This is a genomic window from Pseudomonas putida (genome assembly GCF_030159595.1).
GTDB classification, from domain to species: Bacteria; Pseudomonadota; Gammaproteobacteria; order Pseudomonadales; family Pseudomonadaceae; genus Aquipseudomonas; species Aquipseudomonas putida_AC.
This window is the reverse complement of sequence record NZ_BSKJ01000001.1, coordinates 101,179-119,240: the sequence shown is the minus strand read 5'-3', so window position 1 is coordinate 119,240 and position 18,062 is coordinate 101,179. Positions and strand designations below refer to the sequence as shown.

The 18,062-nt window shown below is 63.5% G+C and carries 17 protein-coding genes and 1 tRNA gene; 5 read left to right on the top strand and 13 right to left on the bottom strand.

Translation table 11 applies throughout. The features are described 5' to 3' along the window. Nucleotides 1-30: 30 nt before the first annotated feature. The 3 genes from QQL85_RS00590 to QQL85_RS00580 form a co-directional block, all read right to left on the bottom strand. Nucleotides 31-2,442, bottom strand: coding sequence for a DUF3772 domain-containing protein (locus QQL85_RS00590; RefSeq protein WP_284356294.1), 2,412 nt, complete (start codon nt 2,440-2,442; stop codon nt 31-33). A gap of 56 nt (nt 2,443-2,498) precedes the next feature. Continuing rightward, the gene (gene ada, locus QQL85_RS00585; RefSeq protein WP_284356295.1) at nt 2,499-3,551 is read right to left on the bottom strand and encodes a bifunctional DNA-binding transcriptional regulator/O6-methylguanine-DNA methyltransferase Ada; all 1,053 of its coding nucleotides are present in this window, start codon (nt 3,549-3,551) and stop codon (nt 2,499-2,501) included. A 146-nt stretch (nt 3,552-3,697) separates the two neighbouring features. Then, a complete protein-coding gene (locus tag QQL85_RS00580) occupies nt 3,698-4,324 on the bottom strand; it encodes a DNA-3-methyladenine glycosylase family protein (RefSeq protein WP_284356296.1) in 627 nt (208 codons plus the stop codon). A 171-nt stretch (nt 4,325-4,495) separates the two neighbouring features. Here QQL85_RS00580 and QQL85_RS00575 point away from each other — a divergent pair, with 171 nt between their 5' ends. Beyond that, complete coding sequence (locus tag QQL85_RS00575) at nt 4,496-5,011, top strand: sigma-70 family RNA polymerase sigma factor (RefSeq protein ID WP_284356297.1); 516 nt, start codon at nt 4,496-4,498, stop codon at nt 5,009-5,011. After that, nucleotides 4,998-5,954: a FecR domain-containing protein gene (locus QQL85_RS00570; protein ID WP_284356298.1), complete on the top strand. Its 957-nt coding sequence runs from the start codon at nt 4,998-5,000 to the stop codon at nt 5,952-5,954. The genes QQL85_RS00575 and QQL85_RS00570 overlap by 14 nt, the downstream gene beginning before the upstream one ends. Nucleotides 5,955-5,961: 7 nt before the next feature. On the opposite strand, the gene QQL85_RS00565 is transcribed toward QQL85_RS00570, so the two are convergent. The 3 genes from QQL85_RS00565 to QQL85_RS00555 all read right to left on the bottom strand — a co-directional run bounded on the left by QQL85_RS00565 (nt 5,962) and on the right by QQL85_RS00555 (nt 8,655). Then, on the bottom strand, nt 5,962-7,119 hold the full coding sequence (locus QQL85_RS00565) for an MFS transporter (RefSeq protein ID WP_284356299.1): 1,158 nt from the start codon (nt 7,117-7,119) through the stop codon (nt 5,962-5,964). 83 nt (nt 7,120-7,202) lie between these two features. Next, nucleotides 7,203-7,340 (bottom strand): hypothetical protein, encoded by a 138-nt coding sequence (locus QQL85_RS00560; protein WP_284356300.1) that lies wholly within the window; start codon nt 7,338-7,340, stop codon nt 7,203-7,205. A gap of 100 nt (nt 7,341-7,440) precedes the next feature. Beyond that, the gene (locus QQL85_RS00555; RefSeq protein WP_284356301.1) at nt 7,441-8,655 is read right to left on the bottom strand and encodes an MFS transporter; all 1,215 of its coding nucleotides are present in this window, start codon (nt 8,653-8,655) and stop codon (nt 7,441-7,443) included. 192 nt (nt 8,656-8,847) lie between these two features. Here QQL85_RS00555 and QQL85_RS00550 point away from each other — a divergent pair, with 192 nt between their 5' ends. Then, nucleotides 8,848-9,771, top strand: a complete 924-nt coding sequence (locus tag QQL85_RS00550; RefSeq protein WP_284356379.1) for a FecR family protein — start codon at nt 8,848-8,850, stop codon at nt 9,769-9,771. A gap of 95 nt (nt 9,772-9,866) precedes the next feature. Then, nucleotides 9,867-9,943, top strand: a tRNA-Met gene (locus QQL85_RS00545). A gap of 218 nt (nt 9,944-10,161) precedes the next feature. On the opposite strand, the gene QQL85_RS00540 is transcribed toward QQL85_RS00545, so the two are convergent. The 4 genes from QQL85_RS00540 to QQL85_RS00525 all read right to left on the bottom strand — a co-directional run bounded on the left by QQL85_RS00540 (nt 10,162) and on the right by QQL85_RS00525 (nt 14,897). Further along, nucleotides 10,162-12,669 (bottom strand): TonB-dependent siderophore receptor, encoded by a 2,508-nt coding sequence (locus QQL85_RS00540; protein WP_284356302.1) that lies wholly within the window; start codon nt 12,667-12,669, stop codon nt 10,162-10,164. A gap of 77 nt (nt 12,670-12,746) precedes the next feature. Then, nucleotides 12,747-13,697 (bottom strand): FecR family protein, encoded by a 951-nt coding sequence (locus tag QQL85_RS00535; protein ID WP_284356303.1) that lies wholly within the window; start codon nt 13,695-13,697, stop codon nt 12,747-12,749. After that, nucleotides 13,694-14,215, bottom strand: a complete 522-nt coding sequence (locus tag QQL85_RS00530) for a sigma-70 family RNA polymerase sigma factor (RefSeq protein ID WP_284356304.1) — start codon at nt 14,213-14,215, stop codon at nt 13,694-13,696. Before QQL85_RS00530 ends, QQL85_RS00535 begins: the two co-directional genes overlap by 4 nt. Before the next feature lie 67 nt (nt 14,216-14,282). Continuing rightward, the gene (locus QQL85_RS00525; RefSeq protein ID WP_284356305.1) at nt 14,283-14,897 is read right to left on the bottom strand and encodes a LysE family translocator; all 615 of its coding nucleotides are present in this window, start codon (nt 14,895-14,897) and stop codon (nt 14,283-14,285) included. 246 nt (nt 14,898-15,143) lie between these two features. On the opposite strand from QQL85_RS00525, the gene QQL85_RS00520 reads away from it, so the two are divergent. Next, nucleotides 15,144-16,061, top strand: coding sequence for a LysR substrate-binding domain-containing protein (locus QQL85_RS00520; protein ID WP_284356306.1), 918 nt, complete (start codon nt 15,144-15,146; stop codon nt 16,059-16,061). Here QQL85_RS00520 and QQL85_RS00515 read toward each other — a convergent pair. From QQL85_RS00515 to QQL85_RS00505, 3 genes are all read right to left on the bottom strand, one after another. Next, a complete protein-coding gene (locus QQL85_RS00515) occupies nt 16,001-16,576 on the bottom strand; it encodes a D-Ala-D-Ala carboxypeptidase family metallohydrolase (RefSeq protein WP_284356307.1) in 576 nt (191 codons plus the stop codon). The two genes, QQL85_RS00520 and QQL85_RS00515, sit on opposite strands and share 61 nt — an antisense overlap. A 67-nt stretch (nt 16,577-16,643) precedes the next feature. After that, on the bottom strand, nt 16,644-17,099 hold the full coding sequence (gene rimI, locus QQL85_RS00510; RefSeq protein ID WP_016484839.1) for a ribosomal protein S18-alanine N-acetyltransferase: 456 nt from the start codon (nt 17,097-17,099) through the stop codon (nt 16,644-16,646). After that, nucleotides 17,096-17,881, bottom strand: coding sequence for an energy transducer TonB (locus QQL85_RS00505; RefSeq protein WP_284356308.1), 786 nt, complete (start codon nt 17,879-17,881; stop codon nt 17,096-17,098). The genes rimI and QQL85_RS00505 overlap by 4 nt, the downstream gene beginning before the upstream one ends. Nucleotides 17,882-18,062: the final 181 nt, after the last annotated feature.

Here is an 18,062-nt window from a genome sequence, read left to right as displayed (position 1 = left end):
ACTGGGGGGGCGCTTTGCGCCCCCCACTCTTTACACCGACTCGTCAGCGGGGCGAGTGCCCTCTTGCACCAGCACCATGCTCTGCGGCGATGACAGGGGAATGCCTTCATCGCGCAACCGCCCGAGAATGGTGAACAACAAGTCGCTACGCGTACCCGATACTTGCCGCGGGCTCCCCACATAACCACTGACGCCAATCACCATCCCGCTGCTGGTCAGGTCCTTGAACGACACCGACGTAGCCGGTGCATCCAGAATCGCTTCATGCTCGTGGTACGCCGCCAACAGCAGTTCACGCACATGGTTGGCATCGGTCTCCAGGGGCAAGGTCAGGGTAATACCGACCACGCCCAGCGCATTGCCCATGGTCACGTTGCGCACGTTCTGCGAGATGAACTGCGAGTTAGGCACGATCACCGTCGAACGGTCAGACATCTGGATTTCGGTGGCGCGTACATTGATGCGGCGGATGTCACCTTCAACACCTGCCAGGCTGACCCAGTCGCCCACCTTCACCGGGCGCTCGGTCAGCAAGATCAAGCCGGAGATGAAGTTCTGCACGATCTGCTGCAAGCCGAAACCGATACCTACCGAGAGCGCACTGACCACCCAAGTCAGGCTGGTGAGGTTGATACGCAAGGTCGACATCACCAGCATGGCCAGGAACAGGAAGCCCAGGTAACCCACCAGGGTCACCAGTGAGGCGCGCATGCCGGCGTCCATGTCGGTTTCTGGCAGCAGCCGATCGCTCAGCCAGCGCTTGACCACGCGGATGGCAAACAGGCCGCCGAAGAAGATCGCCAGCGCCAGCAGGATGTCCTGCGGCACGATGTTCAGGTTGCCGAGCAGCTTGCCGCCAGTGCCGTCCCAGTCGCCCAGGCTCAGCAGCAGCTCGCTGGGGCTGGTGCCCGATGGCATCAACACCAGCAACAGCGCCAGGAACAGCACGATGGTGCGGCCGATGCCGGCCAGGATAGTGCTGGCCTGTGCCTGATGGCGCGGCGCCAGGCCCAGGGTCGAGGCCAGCGCCAGGCCACCCGGCTGGCGTGGCGACAGCAGGGTTTCGCACAGGTCGCCGAAGAAGGTGGTCAGCAAGTAGGCACAGGTGACCACCAGGCTGACCCACAGCAGCTTGGCGGTGAGGAAGTAGGCAAGCGTCAGGTAGCCAGCGAGCAGCGCCAGCAGAATCAACGACAACCAGATGACCATCACGAACGGAATCAGTCCGGCGAGGCCCGTCGGGCGCTCCAGGTCGTGCTTGCGCAGGGTGCGGCGGTAACGCAGCAACGCGCCGGCAAAGATGAACGCCACTACCAGCGCGGTCAGCCCGTTGACGGCCACCGTCAGCGCCAGGCTGGCGCCGATCACGCTGTTCATGCGCTCCATGGTCATCATCACCATCAGCGCCAACGCCAATACCTTGGGGAACCAGCCCAACGCGCTGGCCACTTCGTCGTGAATCGGCGGCAACCGCCAGGACGGGCGCTGCAGCATCAACATCGCGCGACCCAGGCCAGTGATGAAGGCACTGAACACCACCAGGGCGAGAATGTGATTGGTCAGGCTGGCGATGTCGCTGCCCAGCTCGGCGCTGCTCTCCAGCCCCCAGCGCAACAACGAAACTGAACCGGCAATGGTACCCAGCGTTGCCAGGCTGACGCCCAGGGCCAAGGCACTACGACGCAGGCGGCCCTCGGGTAACCAGCCAACCATGGCACTGGCCAGCAAACGCTCAAGTACACCCCGCACCAAGGTCCAGACCAGAATCGCCGCTATCAGGCTGGTAATGAACAGCCAGCGGTTTTCGGCGCTGAAGGCACTGCCGATGGCATCGGCCGCCTCGCCGCGCAGGTCACGCAGGCGCGCCACGTCGTCCTGGGTGGGGCGGATGATGCTCTGCCAGAACGCCGGGCTCAGTGGCGAGGCCGCACGGCTGGTGATCTGCGAGTTGAACTGGCTGCGGCGCAGGTTGACGATTTGCGTGGAAAGGTCGCGGGCCGACTGAGTCAGCTTGGTGGCCTGGTCCTGCTGGGCTACCAGCGCCTTTTTTTCAGCCTCCAGGGCTTTGCGCTGCTGGGTCAGGGTGGCGGCCTCGTCCGGCTGCACCGGGCCAATCACCTTCAGCTTGTCATCGAGCTTTTCCACATCGGTGGTGCGCTGTGCACTCAAGGCATCCGCCTGGCGCTGGACCTGCATCGCTGCCAGGCGCAGTTGCGACAGCAGGTCGTCGTTCGCCTCGCTGGTGACGCCCTGGCGGACCTGGTCCAGCCGATCACTCAGCTGCTCGATGCTGGCGTTTTCATCCAGTGCTGGCGCTTCGGCAGCTGCCAGGTTGGACAACGGCGTGGCCGGGGCCGACCAGGCCGGGCTGGCAAGCACCAACATCAGGGCCATCAGGAGCATAAGGCCAGGGCAGTAACGGGCAAGGCTGACACGCCTCATCGAATATTCCTCTTTACAATTCGATTTGGCGGGGGATTCTACGCGGCTTCGGGCAATCAGGAGAGTGCCGTCTCTCGCCTGAGCAACTGCTGCTTTCGCTCCACACCCCAGCGGTAGCCGCTGATGTCGCCATCCCGGCGCACTACCCGGTGGCAAGGGATGGCCACGGCGATGTGATTGGCCGCGCACGCCATGGCAACCGCACGCACGGCCTTGGGGGCACCGATACGCTCGGCGATGTCGGTGTAACTGACACGGCTGCCGGCTGGCACCTCGCGCAAAGCCTGCCACACCCGTTCCTGAAATGCCGTGCCCTGTACATCGAGTGGCAAAGCCAAGCCCAGCGCCGGGGCCTCGACGAAACCCACCACTTCGGCAACCCGCTGTTCGTAAGCGCTGTCGCCGCCAATCAGGTGGGCTTTGGGGAACTGGTCTTGCAGGTCGTGCAGCAGGGTCTCGGGGTCGTCGCCCAGCAAAATTGCACAGATGCCCTTCTCGCTCTGGGCCACCAGGATCGCGCCTAGCGAACACTGGCCGACAGCGAAGCGGAGGGTTGCCCCTGTGCCACCCGCTCGGTACTGCCGGGGGCGCATGCCCAGCCGCTGGTCAGCGCTTTCATAGAAGCGACTGTTGGAGTTGTAGCCCGCATCGTAGATGGCGTCAGTGACTGAACGTTCACCGTCTTCCAGGTGCGCACGCACACGACGGGCGCGGAAGGCGGTGGCGTAGGCCTTGGGGGTGACGCCGGTTTCAGCCTTGAACAAACGGTGCAGGTGGAAGGGGCTGACGGCCAGTTGCGCACTGAGCTGGTCGAGGCTGGGGGCAGGGTCGCAGGTTTCGATCAGGCGACAGGCGCGGGTGACCAACTGGCTGTGGCGGCTGGTGCTAGCTTTGCTGATGCAACGTTTGCAGGCGCGGTAACCGGCCGCTTCGGCGGCAACGGGGGTATCGTAGAACTCGACGTTGCTGCGCTTGGCCATGCGCGATTTACAGCCGGGGTGGCAGTAGATGCCGGTGGTGCGCACGGCGTAGACGAAGTGGCCGGTGGCGTTGGAGTCACGGGACTCGACGGCTTGCCAGCGTTGGTCGGGGGTGGTGTAGGCGCTCATCTTTGATTTCCGAGTATGTTGTTGCTTGTACCGGCCTCCTCGCGGGTAAACCCGCTCCCACAGGGACCGCGCAATGCTCGCGCTGTGAAGAAACCTGTGGGAGCGGGTTTACCCGCGAAAGGGCCGGCACAGGCAGTGCAAAAGCCTCAGGCCCGCCACAGGTACCAGGCCGCCACGGTACGGTATGGGCGCCAGCCGCCACCCAGCGAGCGCATCTGCGCAGGCGATGGCGCCTTCTCCAGCCCCTTGAGCCGTCGATAGCCCTCGCGCACACCAAAATCGTCCACTGGCAGAATGTCCGACCGCTCCAGGCAGTAGATCAGCAGCATCTCCACCGTCCACCGCCCTACCCCGCGCAATGCCACGAGGCGCTCGATCAGGGCTTCATCAGCCATGGCCAATGCCTCTTCCCGCGTCGGCACCAGGCCTTCCAGCCGGGCCTGGGCAATGCCCTGCACCGTGGCCATCTTGCTTGCCGAAAACCCACAGGCACGCAGGGTGTCCGGGCTGACAGCCAACAGTTGCTCCGGTGCCGGGAACGCAACCTGCGGGAACAGCGCCAGCAACCGGCCAAGGATCGCCTCTGCGGCACGGGCATGCAGCTGCTGGTAGGCAATCGCCCGCACCAGTGCCTCATAAGGCTCGCGCCCCGGTGTGGCCTGGTGCAGGCACGGCCCGGTCGCCGCGACGTGCCGCGACCAGTCCGGATCGAGCGCGGCAAGGTAATTAGTGGCCTCGCGCAAGGCCTGCGGCGAAACGTCGGCCAGAATCATGGCACCTCCATCAAGTCGATTGCAGGTCCAGCTTAGCGCAGCCGTTCATCGGGCAAACGCCGGTTCTTGCTCGGCTAATTCCTGGCATACCATTGCTCCACGCCTTCATCCCCGCATAGAATTGAGAACAATTCACAATCGCACACATCAAGGGACCGGGCCTTCGCTACGATGCAGATCAACGACACGCTCAAACCGGCCGAGGTCGCTCTGCTGTACCAGTCCCACCATGCCTGGCTGCGCGGCTGGTTGCGTAGCCGGGTCGGTTGCGGCGAGCATGCCGCCGACCTGGCTCAGGATACCTTCGTGCGGCTGTTGCGGGCCCGTCAGGTTTCGCCGCTGAAAGAGCCACGCGCCTACCTCAGCAGCATCGCGCGTGGCCTGATGATCGACCAGTTCCGCCGTCGCGCACTGGAACAGGCCTACCAGCAAAGCCTGGCCCACCTGCCCGAAGCCGAGGTACCCAGCGAAGAACACCGGCTGGTCATTCTCGATGCGCTGGATCGCCTCGACCGTGCCCTGCACCAGCTGAAACCGCGTGTGCGCCAAGCGTTTCTGCTGGCTCAACTGGACGGCTTGAGCATCGTGCAGATTGCCCAGCAGCTGGCGGTGTCCCGGGCCACCGTCGAGCGCGACCTGGCCAAAGCCTTGAGCGCCTGCTACCGGTTACGTTATGCCGATGCATGACAGCGCGCCAGCGCAGGCGCAAGTCGACCAGGCCATCGATTGGCTGGTGAAGCTGCGCTTCGACCGCCCCAGCCCGCGTACCGAGCAGCAGTTCCAGCACTGGCTGGCCAGCCACCCGCACAACCCGCTGGCCTGGCAACGGGTCAGCCACCTCGGCGACGAACTGGCCGGGCTGCCCAAGGACCTGAGCCGCCGTACCCTGGACGGCAGCCAGCGCCAACGCAGCCGCCGCCGTGAACACCTCAAGCTACTGGGATTGCTGGCCGTAGGCGGCAGCCTGGGCTGGGCCTCGCGCGAACCGCTGGGCCTGCCGCAGCTTTTGGCCGACAGCCGCACCTCCACGGGTGAACGGCGCCAATGGCAAAGCCGTGACGGCAGCCGTATTCAGCTCAACACTGCCAGTGCCATAGACCTGCACTACACCGCCGAGCAACGCCAACTGGAACTGGTACATGGCGAGGTCAGTCTGGACAGCAACCCCAACGATACCCGCCCTTTCCACATCGACACCCGCGTCGGCCCGCTGACCACCCTCAACGGCCAGCTGCTGCTGCGCGAAAACAACCAGGGCCTATTGCTGGCGGTGCGTCGTGGTGAAGTGACGCTGTTCCCCGACTCCGCCTCGGCGCGGCTAATAGAGCAAGGTGAAACCTTGCAGGTCGGGGCCAATGGCAGTGTCCAGCCGGTGACGCTGCACAGTGACCCCTGGGGCTGGACCGACGGCGTGCTCAGCGTGCAGCAGATGCCACTGGCCGAGTTTGTCGCTGAACTCGCCCGCTACCGCCCGGGCCTGTTGCGCTGTGCTCCTGAGGTGGCGAACTTGAAAGTGTCGGGCACCTTCCAGTTGGCCGACACTGGGCAGATCCTGCAATTGCTCACCCGCAGCCTGCCCGTGCGCGTCGATTACAGGACGCGCTATTGGGTCAACATCGGCGCAGCCTGAAACATCATCACTCCGCCACGGCGCGCATGCGCCCCGCACGCCGGTACGACTGCCGGGCAAAACACACGAACAGCCCGGCCATCAATGCCAGCGCCATGGGCAAGCCATGTGGTGCAACATCCATCGCCGCACCGCTAAGCAGCGGCCCGATCAGGCTACCCACCCCCCACAGCAGTCCCACACTGGCGTTGGCGGTGACCAGGTCCTGACCTTTGAAGCGCTGCCCGATCAGCACCAGCGCCAAGGTGTAGATACCCCCTGCCACCGCCCCCAGTACCACCAGCAGCGGCCACAGCAGCCAGGTCATGTTCAGCAACCACGGCATGCCGATGCCAATCGCCATCGCCACCAGCCCGCACACCAGGTGCAGCCCCGTGCGCTCCACCCGGTCGGCCAGCCAGCCCAGCGGCAGCTGGAACAGCATGTCGCCGGCAAACACCACGGTCACCATCAGCGCCGCCACGCCGACGGCAAAGCCATGACTGGTGGCATACACCGGCAACAGCGACAGCACCACGGCATCGAAGAACGAGAAGAACAGCACCGCCACGCACAACGCCGGTGCCACACGGAAGAACCCGGCCAGGCCGAAGCTTTTTTCGCCCTCTTCATGTTCGACATGGTCGTTGGGTACGGTCAGCACGATGCACAGCAGCGCCAGGCCATAGCAGGCGGTGACCACCCCGGTGATCCACGGGCTGTCGGCGCCCAGCACCGCCAACATGGCTGGGCCGAGCACCTGGAAGCCGGTGAAGCTGGTGGCATACAGGGCCATGATCTTGCCGCGGTTGTGCTCCGGGCACAGCTCGTTGACCCACGACTCGCCGAGGATGATGGCGATCCCCATGCCAAGGCCAAGGCCCAAACGCAGCAACGCCAGCAGCCACAGCGAGCCGAACGCCGACTCGAGCAAGGCAATGCTGACCGTGCACAGGCTGAAGCACAGCAGGTAGATGGTGCGTCGGGTGAGGTGGCGACAGCAGGCATCGACCAGAAACGCCGAGAGCATCATGCCGGCGGCCGGGATGGCCGAAATGATGCCGATTTCCAGGGTGCCGGCCCCGGCCTCATGCAGGCGCAACGACACCAGCGGCAGGCTGGCCCCCAAACTGAAACCCACAACCGAAACAGCGAACAACAGGCCCGCCAGCAAACGCATGTTCATGTACCACTCCTTGCAAACCGAAAAGACGTGCAGACACAGGCGCGCACGCCGGGATGGCGAGCGACGCAAAAGCGCAGATCAGTTCAGGCGAGGTGTGGCGAGAAGGTGAAGGCAAACAGCACGCTGCGGCGGCGCTTGAGCACCGTGTCGCTCGGCCACGCACGACGCAAGGCCTGGAGGGCAGGCTGGCGGGCGTATGGCAGGGACTGGGTACGGCGCATTGCTTTGACTACTACGCAGGTGGTTGGAAAAAGAGGCGGCACTCTAGGCTAAGGGTGTCAGGTCGTCAATCGTCGGGGCTGCAGCGCAGCCCCAGTGATATCAGCGTTTACGCGTAGATGGCAAGAACACCGCCAACAGCCCGAACAGCGGCAGGAACGAGCACAGCCCATACACATACTCGATACCGCGCAGGTCCGCCACATACCCCAACAGCGCCGCGCCAATGCCGCCAAAGCCGAACATCAGCCCGAAGAAGATCCCGGCGATCATGCCCACGCTGCCCGGTACCAGCTCCTGCGCATACACCACGATCGCGGAAAACGCCGAAGCCAGGATAAAGCCGATCACCACACTCAACACCGTGGTCCAGAACAGGTCGGCATACGGCAGCGCCAAGGTGAACGGCGTCACGCCCAGGATCGAGAACCAGATCACCGCCTTGCGCCCGATGCGGTCACCGATCGGCCCGCCAAAGAAGGTACCTGCCGCCACCGCCCCCAAGAACAGGAACAGGTGCAACTGCGAGCTGGCCACCGACACATCGAACTTCTCGATCAGGTAGAAGGTGAAGTAGCTGGTGAAGCTGGCCATGTAGAAGTACTTGGAGAACACCAGCAGGCCCAGCACGATCAGCGCCGCGATCACCCGGTTGCGTGAGATGCCGTGGGTGGCTTGCACCACCTTGCGCGCCTTGGCCTGGTTGAGGTGCTCCTTGTACCAGCCGCGCAACATCAGGGTTACACCGAGGAAGAACAGCGCGGCCAGGCCGAACCAGGCCACATGGGTCTGGCCGAACGGAATGACGATGGCCGCCGCCAGCAGCGGGCCCAGGGCCGAGCCGGTATTGCCGCCCACCTGGAACGTTGACTGGGCCAGCCCGAAGCGACCACCCGAGGCCAGGCGCGCAATACGCGAGGTTTCCGGGTGGAACGTCGATGAGCCGATGCCTACCAGCGCCGAGGCCAGCAGAATCATCGGGAAGCTACCGACGAACGCCAGCATCACGATCCCGACCAGCGTGCACAGGGTGCCCAGCGGCAGCAGATTGGGCGTTGGGCGGCGGTCGGTGAAAAAGCCGACCCAGGGTTGCAACAGCGAAGCGGTGATCTGGAACGTCAGTGTGATCAGGCCGATCTGGGCGAAGCTCAGGTCGTAGTTGGCCTTGAGCATCGGGTAGATCGCTGGCAGCACCGACTGGATCAGGTCGTTGATCAGGTGCGCCAGGGCGCAGAAACCGATGATGCGCATCACCAGCGGCGTGGCTTGGCTTGCCGCTGCGTGGGTGGACGCCGTGGAGGCGCTACTGGTGGCCATTTGCCTAAATCTCCGTCCTCAGGTTTGGGATCCGATTATCGGGAAACAAATAGATACATAGCTACCTTTTTTATCCCTCCGTCGCAACGTACTTGAAAATGGTTCTCAATATAATTAGCATCCTTGGCTCATACCCCTGTCATCGTTGGGCGAAACGGCCCCTATCGTGAGCAGACCGACCCCATGAGCCCGATGCCCGCCATGCAACTGCAGCCCGACCCACAGCAGGAAGCGCTGGAGTGGTTTTCGCTATTGCGCCAACCCGGCTGTGACGACGCCCAGCGCCAGGCATTCGCGGCCTGGTGCCAGGCACCCGAAAACGCCCACGCCTATGCCGAGCTGGAATCCTTCTGGCAGCAGTTGCAACCACCACCCGCCCGGCCTAGACCACGGCAGGTAACCGTGCGCCGCAGCCACCTGGGTAAAGGGTTGGCGCTTGTGTTCTTGCTCGGGTTAGGCGCCGCAGCCTATCTGTACTGGCCGCTGATGCAGCGCCTGGCCAGCGAGCTGCACACCGACGTGGGCGAACGCCGCAGCACTCGCCTGGCAGATGGCACCACGCTGAACATGGACAGCGCCAGCGCAATGAACGTCGACCTGCGCGGCCGCACGCGCCAACTGCACCTGGTGCAGGGCCAGGTGTACCTGGAAGTCGTGCTCGACGGGCGGGCCATGGAAGTGGAAGTGGGCAACGCACGCATCCAGGTGTTCGGCACCCGCCTGCAGATCGCCCGCCATGCACATCATGATGAACTCGTGGTGCTCAGTGGCAAGGCCATGGTCACCCAGGGGGGTGACCAGCGCATGGTCTCGGCGGGTGAGCGTGTCACCTTCGATGACGCGCGTATCGACCCGGTGCAAAAGGCCGACCTGAAAAACGCCGACAGCTGGCGCAACGGTCGCCTGAAGGCCACCGACATGCCGTTGGGGCAAGTGCTGGAACGCCTTGCCGGCTACCAGGGGCAGCGTTTGTGGATGATGGATGAACAAATGGCCCACCGGCGCATAAGCGGTGACTTCAACCTCGACCGGCCCGAGGAAAGCCTGCAATCCCTGGCTGCGGCCCAGCATCTGCAGCTTCAGGGCGTACTCGGACACTGGCTTGTGGTGCGCTGAAACCGCACCCGGCCGCTAAGTTTTTGAAAGCGTGCAAATTTTTTTTGAAATGAGTGTTGACAGGGGGGCCGTTCAAGAGAATAATGCGCGCCATCGGCTACATAGCTCAGTTGGTTAGAGCATAGCATTCATAATGCTGGGGTCCGGGGTTCAAGTCCCTGTGTAGCCACCAAACAAGACGAAGGGCTTACCGCAAGGTAAGCCCTTTTTCTTTGCCTGCGAAAAAGGGCTCGCCCGCCAGCAACTGTCTTTTACAAAGTCCAAAACTGGCGCTATCCCTGTAGGAGCGGCTTTAGCCGCGAACACCGGCGAAGCCGGTGCCATATACCGCGTTGCGTTCTTCGCGGGCACGCCCGCTCCCACAGGGTGTGGCGGAGGTCCGCTAAGTATTCAGAACTCCCACTTCGAACTCACCATGAAATTACGCGGCTCGCCATACGACGCGCTGTTGAAGTTGTCATCGAATGAACTGAAGTACTTTTCATCAAACAAGTTGTTCACTGTGGCGGTCGCCGACCACTGCGGCGTGAGTTGATAGCGAGCCATCAGGCCAACCGTGGCATAGTCCCCCTGCTTGATCTTCACCGGGTTACCGACCTGCCACGGCGTGGCCGTGAAGTGCATGCCGCTCTGCCAGTTCACACCACCACCAACGGTCAGACGCTCCAGTTCACCAGACAGCTGGTAAGTGCTCCACAGCTTGAACATGTCCATCGGGATGGTGGTCTTGACCCGCTCGCCGTCATTGTCCTTCACCCTGGAATGGGTATAGCTGGCTGCCAGGTTCCAGCCCGGCGCCAGCTCCCCGCTTACCTCCATGTCGATACCGCGGGTGGTGGTCTTTTCTGCGCGATACGCGGTGATCAGGCCATCACTGCCGGCCACGGTCCCGTCGGCCACGGCATCGTTGTCCAGCTTGACTTCATACAGCGCAAAGGCCGTGTTCAGGCGGCCACCGAAATACTCGCTCTTCAGGCCAAGTTCGCAGTTGTCCCCTTCACGCGGCTCCAGCAGCTTTCCTGCCTGGTTACGGTAGGGCTGCGGCTTGAAGATACTGGTGTAGCTGGCGTAGACCGAGTGCACATCGTTCAGGTCGTAAACCACGCCTGCATAGGGCGTCACCTCCCCCGTGGCCTTGACCGAGTCATCGGTGTCATAGGGCTGCAGGCTGGCAACGTGGTAATGGAACAAGGCGTCGTACTGGTAATTGCTGACCCGCGCACCCAGGATCACCGACAGATCATCCGTCGGTTTGAGGCGCGTCGCCAGGTAGGCCCCGGTTTGGCGCTGGTCGATATCATCGTCTTCACGGTTGAAGTTGTAGGACGGTGTCGGGCCTTGGTTGTCCCAGGTCCAGATGTTCACCGGCACACCGCTGACGCCATTGTTACTGCTGCCGTTCGCCAGCAGGTTGCCAAAGCCGTTGCGGCGGTTCTCATAGCTTTGGTAATTGAAGCCCATCACCAGCTCGTGTTCACGCCCCAGCAACTGGAACGGGCCACTGAGCATCACATCGATACCGCGTTGCTTCTGCGTGTTGTCACCCTTGGTGGCGGTGTAACGCAAACCGTCGCCCGTGGTCGGGTTGACCACGCCCGTGGTGGTGCCGACGATGACCGAGTCGTAATCGCGCGTGCCGTACAGATAGTTGGCGGCGAGCTTGAGCGACCAGCCTTCGCCCAAGCGCTGCTCAAGCGAGGTGAAGGTGTTCACCGACTCCTGATGGTTGCTGCTATCGCGGCTGGCACCGTTGTACGAGCGCGGCATGCGGTACTGGAAACCACGCCCCGAGCCATCGGTGGCTACAACCGGCAAGCCGGTGGTAGAGAAGCCACGCGGGTCGCTGTCCAGGTACTCCACGCCCAGGGTAAACAGGGTATCCGGCGTCAGGTCCATCTCGCTGACGCCATATACGATGGTCTTCTGCTGCTGCAGGTGGTCGGTGAAGCTGTTGGCCTGCTGGTACGCCGCCACGGCACGGCCGCGCACCGCGCCGTTGTCGGTCAGCGGGCCGGACACATCCACTTCGGTGCGATACAGGTCCCAGGAACCGAGCCCGCCACTGATGTAGCCCTTGAAGTGGTCCGTTGGCTTCTTGCGCACCAGGTTTACCGTGCCGGACGGGTCGCCCGCCCCGGTCAACAACCCGGTGGCGCCCCGCACCACTTCGACCCGGTCGTAGATGGCCATGTCCGACAGCGCCTGGGGCAGCGCCTGGCTGAAGGCGAACGTGGTGGTGGGCATGCCGTCGTATTGGTAGCTGTCGATCGCCAACCCACGAGAGAACACATACAGGCGGTCACTGCCAGGGCTCTGCACGTTGACCCCTGGCGTTTGCTCAAGCACTTGCCCGATGCTGCGCAGGTTCTGGTCTTCCATCCGCTGGCGGGTCATCACGCTGACCGACTGCGGCGTCTCGCGCAGGCTGAGGTTGAGCTTGGTGGCGGCGTTCGTGATACCCGTGGTGTACGAACCCGTGCCCTCGGTGGTGCTACCCGGCAACTGACTATTGATGGTGGTGGCGCCCAACTCCAGCGCCCCGTCATTGCCCGGCACGCTGACCAGCACAAAGCCATCGGCACCCCCTTGCGCCTGCAGCCCCTGCCCGCCCAGCAGCACGGCAAACCCTTCATTCACGCCGTAACTGCCCTGCAAACCGGTGCTGCGCCGCCCTGCCACCTGGCTGGCGTCGAACGAAATTGCCACGCCGGCCTGGCGAGCGAAGCTGCTGAGCACATCCCCCAACTGCCCTGCCGGGATGTCATAGCGCTGCACCTGCTGCTGGGCTGCGGCCACAGGCGCCAGCAGCAGCGGCAGGCTGCCCAGCCCCAGGTGAAGCCCCAGGGCCAGCGCATTGCGAGGCGTGAAAGGGATGCGCGCGCGCAAGTTCGAAAGCATGTTCCCGATACTCCGTTATGTTGGCTTACGACAAGGACGCACGGAAATCGAGAACTGGAAGCAGACAGGAATGTTTTTTATCTGAGCTCGGATTCAGGCAGGTAGCGCACCCGCGTGATCCAGGGCGTGTAGTGATCGATACCCAGCGGCAGACTACGTGCCAACAGGCGCAATGCCCGCTCACTGTCGTCGGCCGGCAAGACAGCGGTCACGCGAATGTTCGCCAGCGCCTTGCGATCGAACAGCAGGTAGCCCGAATGGTTACGGCTCAGCTGTTCGAGCACCTCGACCAGCGGCCGCTCGCGTACCACCAGCTGGTGCCGGGCCCAGGCCTGCTCCACGCCCCTGCCGTCGACAGGCTGTACTTCACCTGGCCCCGTCGCGTCGAAATGCAGTTCCTGGCCTGCCGATACCACCCGGCGCTGGCCATGGCTGTCGACTTCGGTAGTGGATTCGATCATTGCCAGGCGTGAGCCTTCGGCCAACTGCTCCACGACAAAACGCGTGCCCAACGCCCGCACACTGCCATGTTCGGTCACCACCTTGAACGGACGCCCGGCGTCCTTGGCCACATCCACCAGGATTTCCCCGCGCAGCAGGCGAACCGTCCGCGTCCGGTCATCGAAGTCCAGGTCGACGGCGGACCCACCGTCCAGCCGAAGCAGGCTGCCATCAGGCAACTGCCGCGTGGCCCATTCACCGCTGCCGGTGCGAATATCGGCCAACAGGTACACCGGCCCCTGCTGCACGAGCATCCCTAACGGCAGAGCCAGCACGGCGACCAGAGCGAGCGCCTTCAGAGCCTGCGCTGAACGCCGTTGCTGCTTGAACGCCCGCAGCGCAGTGCGGGCTGGCGCATGCTTGAGCACCTGCAAGGGGGCCAAGGTTTCCTGCATACGCTGGAAGGCTTCGAGGTGCTCGCTGTCCTGCTCCAGCCAGGCACGAAACGCCTCACGGTCGCGACCGCTGGGCTGGTCGTCCAGGCGCACGAACCACTCGGCGGCCTCATGAAGAACTTCCGGGCTCACAGGCAGGCCTCTGCGGCGGCGTGACAGGCCAGCAGCGCTTGCACCAGATAGCCTTGCACACTCTTGGTGGACACCTGCAAATGCTCGGCGATTTCGCTGTGGCTCAGGCCTTCGAGATGGCGCAGCACAAACGCCTGGCGTGCACGCGGCGGCATGCGCGACAAGGCACGGTCGATCTGCTCCAGGGCTTGTATTGCCGTGTGAATCTGCTCGGGAGAAGGCGCTTGCTCCATCTGTTCCACATGCAGCGCCAACGCTTCGCGATAGGCCTGCTCCAGCTTGTGCCGACGGCCACGGTCGATCAGCAGGCGCCGCGCCACCGTCGCCAGCAAGGCCCGAGGCTCGCGTGGGGCGACGTAGCTGCCAGCACTGAGCAAACGAACGAACGTGTCCTGGGCCATGTCTGCGGCATGCTGCGGGCAGTTCAGGCGCTGGCGCAACCACACCAGCAACCAGCCGTGATAGCCCTTGTACAAGGCATCCAGGGTGTCTACGGCGGCGGGAGGGATTGATTTCATCGCGAAGCTTCGCAAATGGGAATGATTCTATTCTAAGTGGCCATCACCCCAACTTGCAATCGCAGCCTCAACGCATCCCCGTCACCGCCACTGCCAAACCAAGCCCGATCAACGCCAGCCCGATCACTCGGTCCACCAGCACTTGCCGGTCGATCATCGCCTTGCGCAATGCCGTGCTGGAGAAGAACACCGCCACCAAGCTGAACCACAGCCAGTGGGCAAAGGACATGAACGCCCCGTAGGCGAAGTCCAGCACCAACGGGCTACCAGGCTGGACGACCTGGGTAAAAGCACTGATGACAAACAACATGGTCTTGGGGTTGAGGGCATTGGTCAGAAAGCCCATTCGCAGGGCTTGCAGCACGCCACCAGCGGTTTGCCCTAAACCATCCAGGCTGATGCGCCGGGTATTGGTCAATGACTGGTAGCCCAGATAGATCAGGTAGCCCGCACCCAGCACTTTCATGGTGAAGAACAAAGCCGGGCTCTGGCTGATGAGCACTGCAATGCCCAACACCGTGTACAGCACGTGCACCTGCACGCCCAGCGCAATGCCCACGGCAGCGGCCAGCCCGGCCCTTCGGCCCTGTGCATAACTGCTGCGGGTGACCATGGCGAAATCGGCGCCAGGGCTGATGACGGCGAGCAAGGTAAACAGGGCGACGGCGATGAGTTCGGTCATGCGGGTGGCTCTCGATAGGCGATGGAAATGCACAGACCGGGGGATTATTGATCGCTTATGGACACGGAAAAATCGATTTATAGTGGGGCATATCTGATAGTTTTACTCACAGATATATTGAACCTGCACCGGCCTCTTCGCGGGTAAACCCGCTCCCACAGGGATCTCACCGAACCTGGGGAAAGCGCTTTACCTGTGGGAGCGGGTTCACCCGCGAAGAGGCCGGCACAGGCCAAAAGGAATGCCATGAAACTGCCACCGCTCAACGCCTTCCGCTACTTCGACATCGCCGCCCAGACCGAGAGCTTCGTGCGCGCCGCCGAGCACTTGCACGTCACCCACGGCGCGGTCAGCCGCCAAATACGCCTGCTTGAAGAAAACCTTGGCGTGGCGCTGTTCGAACGCCGTAACCGGGCCATCTTCCTCACCTCCGCCGGCCGTGCCCTGCAAGGCACCACCCAGGCGATCTTCGAACAGCTCGAAGGCGCCGTGCAGCGCTTGCAACAACAGGCCCGCGACAATGTGCTGGTGCTGTCCTGTGAACCGACCATCGCCATGCGCTGGCTGATCCCGCGCCTGCCCCGCTTCCATGCCGACCACCCCGACCTGCAGTTGCACCTGGTGGCCGCCGGCGGGCCGCTGGACTTCGCCCGCAGCGGTGTCGACCTGGCCATCCGCCGCGACGACTTCCACTGGGACAACCAGCTGTTCAATCAAAAAATCTGCGACGAATGGATCGGCCCGGTGTGCCACCCCTCCTCCTCCACCCGGCTCGACGGCCAACGCCTGCTGCACAGCACCACTCGCCCCGCTGCCTGGCCCACCTGGCTGCGCCTCAGCGGCCAACAGGCGCGGCACAACGAACGCAGCGACTACGAGCACTTCTACCTGACGATCCAGGCCGCCAGCGCCGGCCTGGGCCTGGCCATGGCGTCAGCCCTGATGGTGCGCGACGAACTCGACAGCGGGCAGTTGCAGGCGCCGTTCGGTTTTGTGCGCGATGGCTCGGCTTATCACTTGCTTAGCCCACAGCCCCTGGACGACAGCGGCAAGCGTCAGCGCTTCGCAGAGTGGGTAATGGGCGAGTGCCAGCGCTGCCTGGTTCACTTGGGTTTGACGCAGAACGATGACCCCGCGCTGCCATCGCCGCCCCAGGTGCGATAGCCAGCGGTATCCAGATGGATGCGCCCCGACGGGTAACGCCCCAGGCCCATGCTCCACGCCTGGCCATGCAGCTGCCAGAAACGGCACAGCGGGTTGGGGTCGGCCCAGGCCGGCAGCAAGATATCGACGGCAAAGGCGCGGGTATGGGCACTGTTGGCAGCACCGCCTGCGCATGTATTCAGACGAGGCTCGCGATAGGCAGAAACCACCTCGAACTGGCGAAGGATGCCTTGGCCGTCGAGCACCTTGATCAGCGAGAGGGTCGAGCGTACAGCCGGCCAGTTGCTGACAGGCGGCACGGCGAAAGGAGACGCGCGGCACAGCTTCCAGTCCGAGGCCGAACGCAGCAGTTGGTGGATAGGCACTACCCCGTAAAGGCGGGCATCCACCAGCATTTCACGGAAGGGACGGGTTTGATGGTCGCCGGCCCACTGGGCGAACATCCACAGGTCGCGTTCGTCGGCGTGGGCAGTGCCCGCTATCAGCAGGCCTGCCGCCAGAAGCAGTTTTTTCATTCTTTATCCATCCCTGCATAAAGAGAACAAAGCAAGCTACGCGGTGGATGGCGCCGACTATGCGAGGTCAGTCCTCAAGCAGGGTGCATGCCATCACCAAGGCGTCTTCCCGACCGCCGGCAATCGGATAATAGTCGCGCCGCCGACCGATTTCGTTGAAACCGTAGCGTTCGTACAACCGGTAGGCCGACTGGTTGCTGGCGCGCACCTCCAGGAAGCATTCGCGGCCATTGAGCTGGTAGGCCCGGGCCATCAGGTGCTCCAGCAGGCGCAGGCCCAGCCCACGGCCCTGGTTTTCAGGCTTGACGGTGATGTTGAGCAGGTGCGCCTCGTCGATGATCACGTTGATCACCCCATGGCCGACCTGCTGCTGGCCATCGAACATCAGCCAGACTTCGTACGACTTGAGCGCATCCTGAAAGATCCCGCGAGTCCAGGGGTGACTGAACGCGGCATATTCGATCTTAAGTACGGCTTCCAGATCCGCCTCGGTCATCGGGCGGAAACTGATCGATTCACTCATTCAACGCTCTTCCAGCGCGCCATCAGCTGGCGCATGGCTTTCCAGACGTCCGCCTTGCGCTGCGGTTCGTCCATCAACAGTTCAAGGCCCGGCAGCGCCCAGGCGTCGCCCAGGCCGTCGAGCGTCAGGGTTTGGTAATAGGCTTCGGCCTCGGCATTGGCGGCAAAGCGCAGTGCCGGCAAGCCGATCAGCCACAGGCAGGTGCTTGGGGCATCTTCCAGGCGCGCCTGGACAAAGCCCCGGACAAAATCACGCGCGGCTTCCGGACCTTGGTCCATGTTGCCGCGCACCAGCAGCGGCCAGCGTACCGGCTCGCCGATGATCTGCGGGGCGTCAGGCAGGCCGGCGGCGCGCAGCATGTCCTTGAGCAGCAGGTAGGACGGGTCGCGGCTCTGGAACGGCTGGCTGGTGGCCAGTTCGACCAGCAGCAGGCAGCTGCCGGCGCGCAGCAGTTGCAGCGAGAAGCGCGGTGGCGGCACGGGGACCGGGCGTGGCGGCGTGGGCAGCTCATCGGCCTCGACGGCCTTGGCGGCAGGCTTGGGCACACTGGCCGGGCGCGGGATCTCGATTTTCGGCCGCTCACCGGAGCGGACCTGAGGGCTGGCGGGTGCTTCGTTTGCAGCCGGTGCCGGCCTGGTCTCGAAATCGATGTCCTCGGCCGGTGCCACCGGCAACAGCAGCTCGGGCCGCGACGGTGCGGCGAACGGCAGCTCGGCACGCGGCAGCCAATGCACCACTTGCATGGCGGAAAGGTAGGCGCGACGACGGGGTTCGGTCAGCAAGGGGCGGGTATCCGAGGGGTTAAAACAATTGGGCATTCTAACGCCGTTGGCATTCGAGTGCCGCAACTGGTCGGCGGTTTTTTATTGCCTGTGCAGTCTCTGTGGGGGTGGACTCACCCGCGAAGAGGCCAGTGAATCCCCTACAAGGCTCATGGTTATCCTTCATTACAGACCAAGGGGT

Excerpts from the sequence above, each read along its gene's own strand:
- QQL85_RS00590 (WP_284356294.1), bottom strand. The coding sequence starts at position 2,442 with ATGAGGCGTGTCAGCCTTGCCCGTTACTGCCCTGGCCTTATGCTCCTG.
- ada (WP_284356295.1), bottom strand. The coding sequence starts at position 3,551 with ATGAGCGCCTACACCACCCCCGACCAACGCTGGCAAGCCGTCGAGTCC.
- QQL85_RS00580 (WP_284356296.1), bottom strand. The coding sequence starts at position 4,324 with ATGATTCTGGCCGACGTTTCGCCGCAGGCCTTGCGCGAGGCCACTAAT.
- QQL85_RS00575 (WP_284356297.1), top strand. The coding sequence starts at position 4,496 with ATGCAGATCAACGACACGCTCAAACCGGCCGAGGTCGCTCTGCTGTAC.
- QQL85_RS00570 (WP_284356298.1), top strand. The coding sequence starts at position 4,998 with ATGCCGATGCATGACAGCGCGCCAGCGCAGGCGCAAGTCGACCAGGCC.
- QQL85_RS00565 (WP_284356299.1), bottom strand. The coding sequence starts at position 7,119 with ATGAACATGCGTTTGCTGGCGGGCCTGTTGTTCGCTGTTTCGGTTGTG.
- QQL85_RS00560 (WP_284356300.1), bottom strand. The coding sequence starts at position 7,340 with ATGCGCCGTACCCAGTCCCTGCCATACGCCCGCCAGCCTGCCCTCCAG.
- QQL85_RS00555 (WP_284356301.1), bottom strand. The coding sequence starts at position 8,655 with ATGGCCACCAGTAGCGCCTCCACGGCGTCCACCCACGCAGCGGCAAGC.
- QQL85_RS00550 (WP_284356379.1), top strand. The coding sequence starts at position 8,848 with ATGCCCGCCATGCAACTGCAGCCCGACCCACAGCAGGAAGCGCTGGAG.
- QQL85_RS00540 (WP_284356302.1), bottom strand. The coding sequence starts at position 12,669 with ATGCTTTCGAACTTGCGCGCGCGCATCCCTTTCACGCCTCGCAATGCG.
- QQL85_RS00530 (WP_284356304.1), bottom strand. The coding sequence starts at position 14,215 with ATGAAATCAATCCCTCCCGCCGCCGTAGACACCCTGGATGCCTTGTAC.
- QQL85_RS00525 (WP_284356305.1), bottom strand. The coding sequence starts at position 14,897 with ATGACCGAACTCATCGCCGTCGCCCTGTTTACCTTGCTCGCCGTCATC.
- QQL85_RS00520 (WP_284356306.1), top strand. The coding sequence starts at position 15,144 with ATGAAACTGCCACCGCTCAACGCCTTCCGCTACTTCGACATCGCCGCC.
- QQL85_RS00515 (WP_284356307.1), bottom strand. The coding sequence starts at position 16,576 with ATGAAAAAACTGCTTCTGGCGGCAGGCCTGCTGATAGCGGGCACTGCC.
- rimI (WP_016484839.1), bottom strand. The coding sequence starts at position 17,099 with ATGAGTGAATCGATCAGTTTCCGCCCGATGACCGAGGCGGATCTGGAA.